Genomic DNA, 12,658 nt, shown 5'->3' with positions numbered 1-12,658 from the left:
ATGAATTCTAAGATAGCCAGTTCCAGGCGTGTCGTCATCAGTGGGCCGCGCGGCGGAGCCACTCTGTGTTAGCGTTCGTGGCAACAATAGCGCTGCTTTCGGCAAGGCCAGAGCAAAAGGCGGCCTAAGCCGCCTCCCTCGCCTTCCCATACGGGTCGAACCGCCCGTAAAACGTCTCACCCTTCGCCGCCATGTCCTGCAACAGCTCCGTCGGCTTGAAGTGCGGGCCGTAGCTCGCCGCCAGTTTTTCGCAGAGCGCGACAAAGTTCTTTACGCCCATGCCGTCGATGTAGGAGAGCGTGCCGCCGGTATAGGGGGCGAAGCCGAAGCCCAGGATGGAGCCGACGTCGGCTTCGCGGGGGTCGGTGACGATGCCTTCTTCCACCGTGCGGGCGGCTTCGAGCGCGATCGTTACCAGCAGGCGCTGCTTCAGGACGGTGACATCCACCTCCTCGGCCTTTTTCTGCGGGTAGAGCGTCTTCAGCTCCGGCCAGAGATATTTCTTGGCGGGCTTCGCCGGATATTCGTAAAAACCCTTGCCGTTCTTGCGGCCGCGGCGGTCGAGCACGTCGACCATCTGGTCGATGAGCGCCATATGCTCCGGCTTGACGGCGTTGGGGCCGAGATCGGCGATCGAGGCCTTCATGATCTTCTGGGAGAGATCGACGGCGACCTCGTCGTTCAAGGACAGCGGGCCGACCGGCATGCCGGCCATCTTGGCGGCGTTTTCGATCATCGCCGGCGGCACGCCCTCGATCAGCATGTCATAGGCTTCGTTGATGTAGCGGAAGACGCAGCGGTTGACATAGAAGCCGCGGGTGTCGTTGACGACGATCGGGGTCTTCTTGATGGCCGCGACATAATCGAGTGCCGCAGCAAGCGCCTTGTCGCCCGATTTTTCGCCGAGGATGACCTCGGTCAGCATCATCTTTTCGACCGGCGAGAAGAAATGCACGCCGATGAACTGGTCGGGGCGCTTGGAATTTTCCGCAAGGCCGGTGATCGGCAGAGTCGAGGTGTTGGAGGCGAAGATGGTGGTTTCGGGGATGACCGCTTCCACCTGTTCGATGACCGCCTTCTTGACGGCGCGATCCTCGAAGACCGCCTCGACGACGAGCGAGGCGTCGGAAAGGGCGGCGTAGTCGGGCGTCGGGGTAATGAGCGAAAGTAGCTTTTCGCCCTCTTCCTTGGTCATCCGGCCCTTACCGACCTGTTCGGCCACCAGCTTTTCGGAATGTGCCTTGCCCTTGTCGGCGGCCTCCTGGTCGCGGTCGATGAGGGTGACCGGAATGCCGGCGGCGGCCGTGACATAGGCGATCGAGGCGCCCATGAAACCGGCGCCGACGACGCCGACCTTCTTGAATTCCGTCTTCGGCGGGCCGGCCGGGCGCCGGGCGCCCTTGCCGAGTTCCTGCATGGAGACGAAGAGGGAGCGGATCATCGAAAACGCTTCCGTCGTGCGCAGGATCTCGGTGAAATAGCGCTGCTCGACCTTCAAGGCCGTGTCGAAGGGAAGCTGCAGGCCTTCATAGACGCATTTCAGGATCGCAAGCGCGCCCGGATAATTGCCGGCGCTTTCACGGCGCAGGATGGCGGGGGCGGCCGGCCAGAGCTGGGCTGCGGCCGGCGTCCAGATGCCGCCACCTGGGACCTTGAAACCCTTCTCGTCCCAGGGGGCGACCGGCTTCAGGCCGTCCTTGATCATCTGCTTGGCGGCATTGATGAGCTCGCCGGGCTCGACGACCTGGTGCACGAGGCCCATGGCCTTGGCGCGCTGGGCGGTCAGTGACGAACCTGTCGTCATCATCTGCAGGGCATCCTGGGCATTGGCCAGCCGAGGCACGCGCTGGGTGCCGCCGGCGCCCGGGAAGATGCCGACCTTGACTTCCGGCAGTGCGATCTTCACCGACTTGGAGTTGGCGGCGACGCGGCCATGGCAGGCGAGCGACAGCTCGAAGGCGCCGCCCATGCAGGTGCCGTTGATGGCGGCAACCCAGGGCTTGCCGTTGGTCTCGACCTTGCGCCACAGCCAGGACATGCGGCCGGCGGCATCGAACAGTTTTTGCGCGGCGGTCGCCGGATCCTTCGCCTGCTCTTCGGCGAGTATCGAGAACATCGACTTGATCATGGTGAGATCAGCGCCGCCGGAGAAGGACGATTTTCCGGACGTGAAGACGACGCCCTTGACGGCGCTATCCGCGACGGTCGCATCGACGATCTGGTCGATCTCGTCCATCACCTCCATGGTGAAGACGTTCATCGACTTTTCCGGCATGTCCCAGGTGACGAGAGCAATGCCGTCCGCATCGGTTTCGACGGTGAAGTTCTTGTAGGTGCTCATGGTGGGATTCCTCTTCCCTTGAATTATTTCCGTCAGGAGATGGCAAAGGCGACTGCAACGACCACGCCGAGCAGGACCAGAAACAGCAACAGGCCGCGATTTTCTGCCTTCAGCTTCCGCGCATGTTCCTTCGGGTCTTTGGCAAGGCTTGAGCGATAAGCAGCAGCCATATCCTTATCGAGGCTATGCTGTGCGTATTGCTGTTCGAGCTCGTTTTTTTCCAGCTCATAAACCTCGCGCCGCGGCCCCATCGGTGCCTCCTCAGACGCGTTCGATGATCGTTGCCGTGCCCATGCCGGCGCCGATGCAGAGGGTTACCAGCGCTGTGTTGAGGTCGCGGCGTTCCAGTTCGTCCAGCACCGTGCCCAGGATCATCGCGCCGGTGGCGCCGAGCGGGTGACCCATGGCGATGGCGCCGCCGTTGACGTTGATCTTGTCGTGCGGGATCTCGAAGGCCTGCATGTAGCGGAGAACCACGGCGGCGAAGGCTTCGTTGAGCTCGAAGAGGTCGATGTCGGAGATCTTCATGCCGGAGCGCTTCAGAAGCTTCTCGGTGACGTCAACCGGGCCGGTCAGCATCAGTGCCGGGTCGGAACCGATATTGGCGAAGTGGCGGATGCGGGCACGGGGTTTCAGGTTCATGCTCTCGCCACCGGCCTTGGAGCCGATCAGCACGGCCGCGGCGCCATCGACGATGCCGGACGAATTGCCGGCGTGGTGGACGTAGTTGATCTTCTCGATCTCCGGATGGGCCTGGATGCCGACGGCTTCGAAGCCGCCCATCTCGCCCGGCATCTGGAAGGACGGATTGAGCGAGGCGAGCGACTGCATGTCGGTGGTCGGGCGCATGTGCTCGTCGCGGTCGAGGATGACAAGGCCGTTCTGGTCCTTCACCGGAATGACGGAATTCTTGAAGTAGCCGGCCTCCCAGGCGGCACCGGCGCGCTTCTGGCTTTCGACGGCATAGGCGTCGACGTCATCACGGGAAAAGCCGTATTTGGTGGCGATCAGATCGGCCGAAACACCCTGCGGCATGAAGTAGGCAGGGAAGTTGACGGACGGGTCCATGTACCAGGAGCCGCCGGACATGCCCATGCCGACCCGCGACATCGACTCGACGCCGCCGGCGATGACGATGTCGTCCGAACCGGCCGCGACCTTGCCGGCCGCGAAGTTCACGGCATCGAGGCCCGAGGCGCAGAAGCGGGAGATCTGCATGCCGGGCGCCTTGGTCGAATAGCCGGCCTCGAAGGCGGCCGCCTTGGGGATGACGGCGCCTGCATCCATGATCGGATCGACGCAGCCCATGATGATGTCGTCGACGGTCGTCGTGTCGAGGCCGTTCCGATCGCGGATTGCTTCGAGCGCCTTGGCGGCGAGGCGGACGGACGGCACTTCGTGCAGCGCACCGTCCTTCTTGCCGCGGCCGCGCGGGGTGCGGACGTGGTCATAAATGAAGACTTCGGTCATGGTGTCATCTCCCTGGGTGGCGCATGTGGCGCCGTAGAATTCTGTGGGACCGGCAGCCCGGCCCTTCGCTCAAGCTCAGGGCGTTCGGCGCTCGAAACGATTCACTGGATCGTTTCGTCGGCTGCGCCGACCGCTTCTCACCCCTCATCCGGCCCTTCGGGCCACCTTCTCCCCGAGGGGAGAAGGGGAAACTCAAAACGCCTCGGCTGCCAGTTCCATCAGGCTGTCGGCACCGGCCTCGATGCGGGTTTTGCGCATGGCGGTTTCCGGCATGACCTTTTCCATGAAGAATTTTGCTGTGACGAGCTTGTTCTTCAGGTAATCGGCGCGGGCGTCGCTGGCAGCAAGCTTTTCCTGCGCGGTCTTCGCCATCTTCGCCCACATATAGCCAAGCGTCACAAGGCCGAAGAGGTGCATGTAGTCGGTCGAGCCGGCGCCGGCATTGTCGGGCTTGGCCATGGCGTTCTGCATGAACCACATGGTTGCGGCCTGCAGGTCGTTCAAGCCCTTCTTGAGAGCCTTGGTGAAGGGGGCCATCGCCTCGTCGGCCCGGTTTTCCTCGCAGAAATCGCCGATCTCCTTGAACATCGCCATGACGGCGCGGCCGCCGTTCAGCGCCAGCTTGCGGCCGACCAGATCGAGTGCTTGGATACCGTTTGCGCCCTCGTAGATCATGGTGATGCGGGCATCGCGGACATACTGGCTCATGCCGTGTTCTTCGATATAGCCGTGGCCGCCGAAAACCTGCTGGGCCATGACGGCATGGTCGAAACCCTTGTCGGTCATGACGCCCTTGAGGATGGGAGTCGCGAGGCCGAGGAGATCGTCGGCGTTCTGGCGCTCGGCGGCGTCTTCCGAGCGGTGCGCGATGTCCGACTTCAGCGCCGTCCACAGCAGGAAGGCGCGGCCCGCTTCGTTGAATGCCCGGATCGTCATCAGCGAACGGCGGATATCGGGATGGACAATGATCGGGTCAGCTTTCTTGTCCGCCGCCTTGGGACCGGAAAGCGAGCGGCCCTGAATGCGCTCGCGGGCATACATGACGGCGTTCTGGTAAGCGGTTTCGGCAATCGCCAAACCCTGCAGGCCCACGCCCAAACGCGCCTCATTCATCATCACGAACATCGCAGCAAGGCCTTTGTTCTCGGCGCCGATCAGGTAGCCGGTCGCCTCGTCATAGTTCATGACGCAGGTCGAATTGCCGTGGATACCCATCTTGTGTTCGATCGCGCCGCAGGTGACGCCGTTGCGCTTGCCGAGCGAACCGTCTTCCTTGACCATGAACTTCGGCACGATGAAGAGCGAGATGCCCTTGGTGCCCTCGGGCGCGCCTTCGATGCGGGCGAGAACCAGGTGCACGATGTTGTCGGTCATGCCGTGTTCACCGGCGGAGATGAAGATCTTCTGGCCTGAAATCTTGTAGGAGCCATCGGCCTGCGGCACGGCTTTTGTGCGCAGGAGGCCGAGATCGGTGCCGCAATGAGGTTCGGTAAGGTTCATGGTGCCGGACCAGGTGCCTTCGACCATCTTCGGCAGGTAGGTCTGCTTCTGCTCTTCCGAACCGTGCACGAGGATTGCTGCAATCGCGCCCTGGGTGAGGCCCGGATACATCATCAGCGACATATTGGCGGAGGACATGTATTCGCCGACCGCGGCATGCAGCGTGTAGGGCAGACCCTGACCGCCAAACTCCTCTGGAACGGCAAGGCCAATCCAGCCGGCCTGGCAATACTGGTCATAGGCTTCCTTGAAGCCTTTCGGCACGGATACCGTACCATTGTCGTGGCGGGTACAGCCTTCCTGGTCACCGGAAAGGTTCAGCGGAAAGAGAACATCTTCCGCCACTTTGGCGGCTTCGCCGATGATTGCTTCCAGCATATCGGGCGTGGCATCGGCAAAACCTGGAAGGTTGCCATAGCGCTCCAGCCCCAGAACATCGTTCAAGATGAAAAGCGTATCGTTTACCGGCGCCTTGTACACTGGCATGGTCGAGCTTCCTCCATATCCTCGTCCCGGGCCTTCGGCTCATGGCGGGCCCGCATTCCGTCACTATGAATAATTGACGTTTGCGTAAACGTCAAATGTGAACAGCGGGATTTTTCGTCGCGGCTCATCCTCTCTTCTCCTCCTCCGACATCCGGTTAATACCTCAAGCGGTCGCCAAGCTGGATGCGAGAGGCGGGAAGATAGGGCCAGCAAGCGAAACCGCATCACAACAAAAGAGGCCATGGACGCCGAAAAGGTTAAAATTTTCGGCCGGATTAACGGCTTGTTTACCACGTTTCGGGAAATAGTGGACCTTGGCGCGACGCAGAGCATTGATCCGCAAGGGATGCCACGTTCGCCGGATGGCAAGTCTTGCGTAGGCAATCTCGAACATGCGGCTGAATTTGACGGAGGGAGCCCTCCGACCGGCCCTGGCGAGAGCCTGCAGGAGCAACGTCGAAACGAGCGAGCAAATGAACGGATCACGATCGACCTCTCACCGTCATGGCGACCGCTCCTCCCTGGATGCGTTGAACCGCACCATCGAAGGGCTGGAGGCTCGTATCGAAGGACTGATGTCGGGAAAGGGCCGCGAGGGGCCTCAGCCGAAGGCCGGCGATTATCGCGGCCCGCGGCAGGAAGTCCGGGCGTCCGAGCCGCGCAAGGCCGCTTCGAACCGTATGCCAGCCAGCGACCCGCTCGCCGAAATCCGCGAGCGCCAGCGCATCCTCGACGCCGGACGTGGCACAAGGCCGGAGCGTACGTCCATGCCCGAGCGGCGGCGCGAGGAGCCCCGTTATGCCGAGCCCCCCCGCAACGAGATCAGGCCGCCGGAAGCCCATAGACCATCCGATCGTCCGGTGCTCCGCACGGAACCGGCCCGTCACCACGAGCCGCGCGCTCTGCACGAAGATACCCGACGCGCCTCACCCCAGCCACGTCCACAAGCGCCGCAGCCTCAACAGGCCGACGGCCTTCGCGACATTGCCCAGGCATTGATCAGTCTTCGCCAGGACTTAAAACAGGACATCTCCGAGGGCGTCGCCCGGGAAATGAACGCGCTTCGCGGCGAGATCCGCTCGATACGGTCGATCGCCGAGGACCAGCGGTTTGCAGACGACCTGCGCAGCGACCTTGCCCGGCTTGCCGAGAGCATCGACCAGCTGGGGTATCAGGCAACGCCGGAAGCCGCCGACCTGCGCGCCGAGTTCGAGGAGATGCGCTCCGTCATGGAAGGGCTTGCCCGCGAAGATTCGGTCCGCCGGATGGAAAGCCACTGGCAGGGTCTTGAAGAGCGGATGCATGACCTCGATTCAGCGGCTCTTCGCGAGGAGCTGATCGCGCTTGCTTATCGCATCGACGACATCAAGGGCCAGCTCGGCGAGATGAGCGACAGCCCCGCCATCCGGGCACTCGAACAGAAGCTGATCGCAGTGGCGAGCGCCATGGAGCAGCTCGGTTCGCGCATGCAGCCCAATGACGCGATCATTGCCGAACAGTTCGCGAGCCTCGACCAGCGGCTCGACGAAATCAGCCGCGCCATCGCTGTCGGCGGCCGGGCTTCCGCAGCGGCTTCCATTGACCAGTCGTTCCTGCAGCGGCTCGAGGGCCGGATCAATGTGCTCTCCGACCAGATCGAGACGATGACTCAGGCGACCAGCCGCCGGGCCGATCCGACCGAGGCGCTGTCCGCCCGCATCGAGGCGCTGACGGTCCGCATCGAGGAGCTTTCCGACGAACAGGCCGGCACGCGCCTGGAGGAGCGGCTTGAGCAGCTTTCGCTGCTCATGGAACAGGCGCACAGGCCCGTCCAGCAATCCGATCTCTCCGATCATCTCGCCGATATTTCCCGCAAGATCGACGGACTGGAACAGGGCACGGTCAACGACGTGCTTGCCGAGCGGCTCGAATACCTCGCCCGCCGAATCGACGAAATGGACTTCCAGCCGCGCAATCAGCCGGCGCTGGACCAGACGGCCTTCGGACGGATTGAGGACCGGCTGAGCGACATAGCGGCGCGCCTTGACGAAGCGACGAACGCACCGCGCGGCGACGAAAGCGCATTGCGCAATCTGGAAGACCAGATCGCTCATCTTTCCGCCCTCATCAGCCAACCGCAGGCGGCCGCCGGCGCGCTGCCTGCCGACTTCGACGACCGCATGAGCGCGATCGAAGGCTACATGGCGACCAATGACGAATATATCATCGAGGCTGCCCGCCAGGCGGCCGAGGCGGTAATCGAGTCCTATTCCCGCAATACCGCGGCCGGCAGCCCCGTCGCGGCGTCCGATATGGCGGCGCTTTCCGCGCTTGCCGACGACCTGCGGCACCTCGAGGACCTGACACGTAACTCCGAGGAAAGAACGCACCAAACCTTCGAAGCCCTGCACGGCACGCTGGTACAGATTGCCGACCGGCTGGACGGCATGGACGAGCGGCTTGCGGCGGCAGCCCACGCGGAACCCCAGCACCAATATGCCGAGCCGGCACGGCAGGAAGTTCGGGCCGCGCCGGTCATGCCGGCAGCGGCGCCGCTTGCCGTCGCATCGCTGGAGATTGCGGACAAGGAGATCGAGGAGGCAAGAGCGCAGGCTTCGACGTTCGGTACCCGCGAGCCAGCCCCCGGCGACACTCGGGAATCCGAGGTGATGCTGCATGCGGACCACGCCGAGCCGAAAGCCGCGACGCTGGAGAAAGCAGCCAAGCCAAGCCTGCTGACCGAACTTTCACGTCGCTTCCTTCCCGGCCAAAAGCAACAGGCTCCTAAAAATGCGCGGGCCATTATCGACCCGACGCCGTCGATCGACCCGTCGAACGTTTTGCCGCCCGACCACGAGAACGATCTGCTGGAGCCGGGCTCCGGCGCACCCGACGTCAAGAAGATCCTGGAGCGGGTCCGCGCCAGCCAGGCCGCCGGCGACTTCGACGGAGACCGGGCGAGCGGTGCCGCCAAGGCGGATTACATCGCAGCCGCTCGTCGCGCGGCCAAGGCAGCCGCGCAGGAAGCCGATCCGGCAAAGCCGGTCTCGCCAGCCAAAGACATGCGTAAAGCCGCTCAACCTTCCGCCGGCGGCATCGGAAGCCTGCTTTCCCGACATCGCCGCCCGATCCTGATGGCCGTGGGCGCCGTGCTTCTGGCCCTGATGGCGATGCCGCTTGCCAAGACCTTTACCAGTGGCGCGAAAGCACCCGAAACACCTGCCGCCAGGATCGAAGCGCCAGCCCAGCCTGCAGCGCCTGCCAACGTGACCGGCAGCAGCGACACCTCGGAGACCCAGGCCCAGCCCGCAACCGATGGCGCCGAGGCGGACGCCGCGCTGCCGGAAGCCACTGAACCTCCGCGACAGATCGACACCGGCAGCCACCTTACGGATCCGCAACCATCCGCAGGTGAGATTTCCCCGGTGCAGCCGGCAAACACCCCGGTCCAAACGAGCGAAGGGTTCACGCCGCCTGAGAGGGCGGAAGCGGCGCAGATCGTTGTCCCGGCAGACATCGCGCCGAAGTCGCTCGCCGATGCGGCAGCGGGCGGCGATCCCAACGCGCTCTTCGAAATCGGCGCCCGCTTCACCGAAGGACGCGGCGTCAAGGCCGACCTCTCGGAAGCTGCCAACTGGTACAAGCTTGCGGCCGACCGCGGCCTTGCCCCGGCGCAATACCGGGTTGCCAACCTTTTCGAGAAAGGCACCGGCGTCACCCGCGACGTCAACAAGGCGCTGCACTACTACAAGCAGGCCGCCGAGGCGGGCAATGCGAGCGCCATGCACAATCTCGCCGTCCTCTTTGCATCCGGAGCCGCGGGCCAGCCGGACTATGCCGCCGCGGTCGAATGGTTCGGCAAGGCCGCCGACCTTGGCGTCTCCGACAGCCAGTTCAACCTCGCGATCCTCTATGCGCGCGGCAATGGCGCGAAGCAGAATCTCGAGGAATCCTACAAGTGGTTCGCCGTCGCCGCAAAGGACGGCGACAAGGATGCTGCGCAGAAACGCGACGAGGTGGCGAACGCCATGCGCAAGGAGCAGCTCGAAAGCGCCCGCGCCAAGGCTGACGCATGGAAGGTAAAGCCGCTCGATCCCAAGGCGAACTCGGTCAACCTGCCCGACGAATGGGCCTCGGGCAAACCGCTCACCACCGCTTCGGTCGACATGGAAAAGGCGATCCGCAACATCCAGGCGATCCTCAGCAAAAACGGCTTCGACGCTGGTACTCCGGATGGCAAGATGGGCGCCAAGACGGTTTCGGCGATCAAGGCCTTCCAGACCTCCGTCGGCCAGGAGCCGACCGGCAAGATCAACGACGCGCTGGTCAAGGAGCTTCTGGCGCGCAACAAGTAACTCGACTTACCCGACCGGACTTGAGGAGAAGCGGCATATTCATCACGCCGCCGCAAAAACGGCAAACCTGCCGCCTTATCTGAGACTTGCGGTTTGACTCGGCCGGTGGCCGGGAGCATGACGGATGAAGCCCTTCATGCCCCGTTCACGCGGCATGTGAGATTGATTTCCCATCACCGCAGCGGGTGGATAGCCACATCGCGATCTGTCCGCGGGGGTGTCGCGTTTTTTTGCCTTGTCGGGGTTCGGCCGTGACTGTTTACCTGCCGATTGCAGAGCTGTCGGTGAACATCTTCATCATTCTCGGCATGGGCGCAGCCGTCGGCTTCCTCTCCGGCATGTTCGGCGTGGGCGGCGGCTTCCTGATCACGCCGCTCCTGATCTTCTACAACATCCCGCCTGTGGTGGCGGTGGCGACCGGCGCGAACCAGGTCGTGGCTTCGTCGATTTCCGGCGCGATCACCCATTTCCGGCGCGGCACGCTGGACATGAAGCTCGGCTGCGTCTTGCTAGTCGGCGGTCTGGCTGGTGCCACGGCGGGCGTCTGGGTGTTTTCCTGGCTCCGCCGGGTCGGGCAGCTCGACCTGTTCATTTCGCTCCTCTACGTCGTGCTGCTCAGCACCATCGGGGCGCTGATGCTGCAGGAAAGCCTGCGGGCCTTGCGCCGCGCCAGGAACAACGAGCAGCTGCCGCTCAAACGTCCCGGCCAGCACAACTGGGTCCACCGGCTGCCGCTCAAGATGCGGTTCAAAAAATCGAAGATCTATCTCAGCGCCATTCCGGTCGTCGCACTCGGTTTCGGCATTGGAGTGCTGACCTCGATCATGGGTGTCGGCGGCGGTTTCATCATGGTGCCGGCGATGATCTATCTGCTGCGCATCCCCACCAGCGTGGTCGTCGGAACCTCGCTTTTCCAGATCATCTTCGTCACGGCCTATACGACCATGGTGCAGGCCGCCACCAACTACTCGGTGGACATCGTGCTGGCGACGATCCTGATGATCGCCGGGGTGATCGGCGCCCAATACGGGGTGCGCGTCGGGCAAAAGCTGCGCGGCGAGCAGCTGCGCGCGCTGCTCGCGCTGCTCGTGCTCGCCGTCGGCATCCGTCTTGCGATCGGCCTCATCGTGACGCCGGAGGAGATCTATTCGGTCGCGGTAGGGGGGCTCTCCTACTGATGCGCCGACTGCTTCAAACGCTCCTTCTCGTGCCTCTCCTCGCGTTCGCTCCACCGGCTGCGGCGCAGGTGCCGATGGGCGAGGCGTCGACGGTGAAGGAAGGGCTCGAGATCGGGGCGTCGACAAGCGAAATCGCCATCGCCTCGGATTTTCGCGGAGCCGATCTGACGATCTTCGGCGCTCTCACCAATGCCGACGAGCTGTTCCTGGCGATCGGCCAGTATGACGTGGTCGTGACGCTAGAGGGCCCGAGGGACTATGCGACGGTGCGCCGGAAGGAACGCATCTTCGGCATCTGGATGAACGCCCAATCGATGACCTTCGAACAGGTGCCGGAAAGCTATTCGCTGGCCAGCACCCGCCAGATCGAAAGCATCGACGAAGCGCCGAGCCTCAACAGTATCGGCGTCGGCATCGCGCACCTGCCGCTCAATCCCGTCGGGTATATTGCAGATTCCGGGTCGATCAGGGAATTCCGCGACGCCTATCGACGCCTGAAGCTCGCGAACGGCCTCTACCAGCGGGATACAAGCGGCGTGCGATTCGTCTCGTCCAGCCTGTTCCGTGCGTCGGTCAAGCTGCCTGCCAACATCCCGGATGGAATGCATATGGTGCGCGCCTACCTGTTCAAGAGCGGCCAGCTGATTGCCCAGCGCGAGCTGCCGCTCCGGGTGGTGAAGACCGGCATCGAACAGGCCATCACCGATGCCGCCCACGAGCGGCCGCTCGCCTACGGCTTCCTGTGCGTCCTGATCGCCGTCGTTACCGGCTGGGGCGCAAGCCTGATGTTCCGCAAGGATTGATCACTCGGCGGCGGCCGCAGCCGCCTTGTTGCGGGCGACAACCTCGAGATAGGCCGCGCGCAGCCGGTCGAACACTGAGGGTTTGGAGGGGTCGCGGGGGGCGTGCAGGTGCAGCACGCGCAGCTCCTCCATGAAGTCCTCCCAAAGCGGCCGGCCACCCTCCTCCAGAAGCTGGGCCCGGATCGAAAGCTCTTCCGACACCGGCATGAAATGCCGACCCCAGGTGCCCATTTCCGCAAAGATCGGCACGAGCCGAATGGACATTTCCGTTAGACTGTAGATTCCTTTCTGCTTGTGGCTCGGATCGTCCTCGCGGGAGAGCAGTCCCCGCTCCACCAGCCGCTTCAGGCGGTCGGCGAGGATATTGGAGGCGATTCCCTCCTCCGAATTCTGCAGCAGCTCGCGGAAGTGCCGGCGATTGCCGAACATGATGTCGCGAATGACGATCAGGCTCCAGCGGTCGCCCAGGACTTCCAGAGTGAGGTTGATCGGGCAACCCGAGCGATAGGTGTCTTGCATTTTCTTCTCCAAAACTACTTGCATTAT

Annotated in this window: 8 protein-coding genes; 3 read left to right on the top strand and 5 right to left on the bottom strand. The window is 63.4% G+C overall.

Translation table 11 applies throughout. From position 1 onward, the window contains the following. Window positions 1-124 precede the first annotated feature (124 nt). From C5L12_RS03205 to C5L12_RS03190, 4 genes are all read right to left on the bottom strand, one after another. Window positions 125-2,341 (bottom strand): FAD-dependent oxidoreductase, encoded by a 2,217-nt coding sequence (locus tag C5L12_RS03205; protein WP_105370569.1) that lies wholly within the window; start codon window positions 2,339-2,341, stop codon window positions 125-127. A gap of 32 nt (window positions 2,342-2,373) precedes the next feature. After that, entirely contained in the window at window positions 2,374-2,592 is a 219-nt protein-coding gene (locus C5L12_RS03200) for a lysozyme inhibitor LprI family protein (protein ID WP_105370568.1), read from the bottom strand. 10 nt (window positions 2,593-2,602) lie between these two features. Continuing rightward, window positions 2,603-3,811: an acetyl-CoA C-acetyltransferase gene (locus C5L12_RS03195; protein WP_105370567.1), complete on the bottom strand. Its 1,209-nt coding sequence runs from the start codon at window positions 3,809-3,811 to the stop codon at window positions 2,603-2,605. A gap of 192 nt (window positions 3,812-4,003) precedes the next feature. Then, entirely contained in the window at window positions 4,004-5,797 is a 1,794-nt protein-coding gene (locus tag C5L12_RS03190) for an acyl-CoA dehydrogenase C-terminal domain-containing protein (RefSeq protein WP_105370566.1), read from the bottom strand. A gap of 473 nt (window positions 5,798-6,270) precedes the next feature. Here C5L12_RS03190 and C5L12_RS03180 point away from each other — a divergent pair, with 473 nt between their 5' ends. The 3 genes from C5L12_RS03180 (at window position 6,271) to C5L12_RS03170 (ending at window position 12,112) form a co-directional block, all read left to right on the top strand. Beyond that, entirely contained in the window at window positions 6,271-10,131 is a 3,861-nt protein-coding gene (locus C5L12_RS03180) for a peptidoglycan-binding protein (RefSeq protein ID WP_105370723.1), read from the top strand. A 251-nt stretch (window positions 10,132-10,382) separates the two neighbouring features. Next, on the top strand, window positions 10,383-11,309 hold the full coding sequence (locus C5L12_RS03175) for a sulfite exporter TauE/SafE family protein (RefSeq protein WP_105370564.1): 927 nt from the start codon (window positions 10,383-10,385) through the stop codon (window positions 11,307-11,309). Then, a complete protein-coding gene (locus C5L12_RS03170) occupies window positions 11,309-12,112 on the top strand; it encodes a TIGR02186 family protein (RefSeq protein ID WP_105370563.1) in 804 nt (267 codons plus the stop codon). Before C5L12_RS03175 ends, C5L12_RS03170 begins: the two co-directional genes overlap by 1 nt. Here C5L12_RS03170 and C5L12_RS03165 read toward each other — a convergent pair whose 3' ends face one another. Further along, window positions 12,113-12,631 carry a winged helix-turn-helix transcriptional regulator gene (locus C5L12_RS03165; RefSeq protein WP_105370562.1) on the bottom strand — a complete coding sequence of 173 codons (519 nt, stop codon included), beginning with the start codon at window positions 12,629-12,631 and terminating at the stop codon, window positions 12,113-12,115. Window positions 12,632-12,658 lie beyond the last annotated feature (27 nt).

It is taken from the genome of Neorhizobium huautlense, assembly GCF_002968575.1.
In the GTDB taxonomy this organism is placed as follows: domain Bacteria; phylum Pseudomonadota; class Alphaproteobacteria; order Rhizobiales; family Rhizobiaceae; genus Neorhizobium; species Neorhizobium huautlense.
The sequence above is the reverse complement of the archived record's forward strand: the minus strand, read 5'-3'. Positions and strand labels throughout refer to the sequence as shown.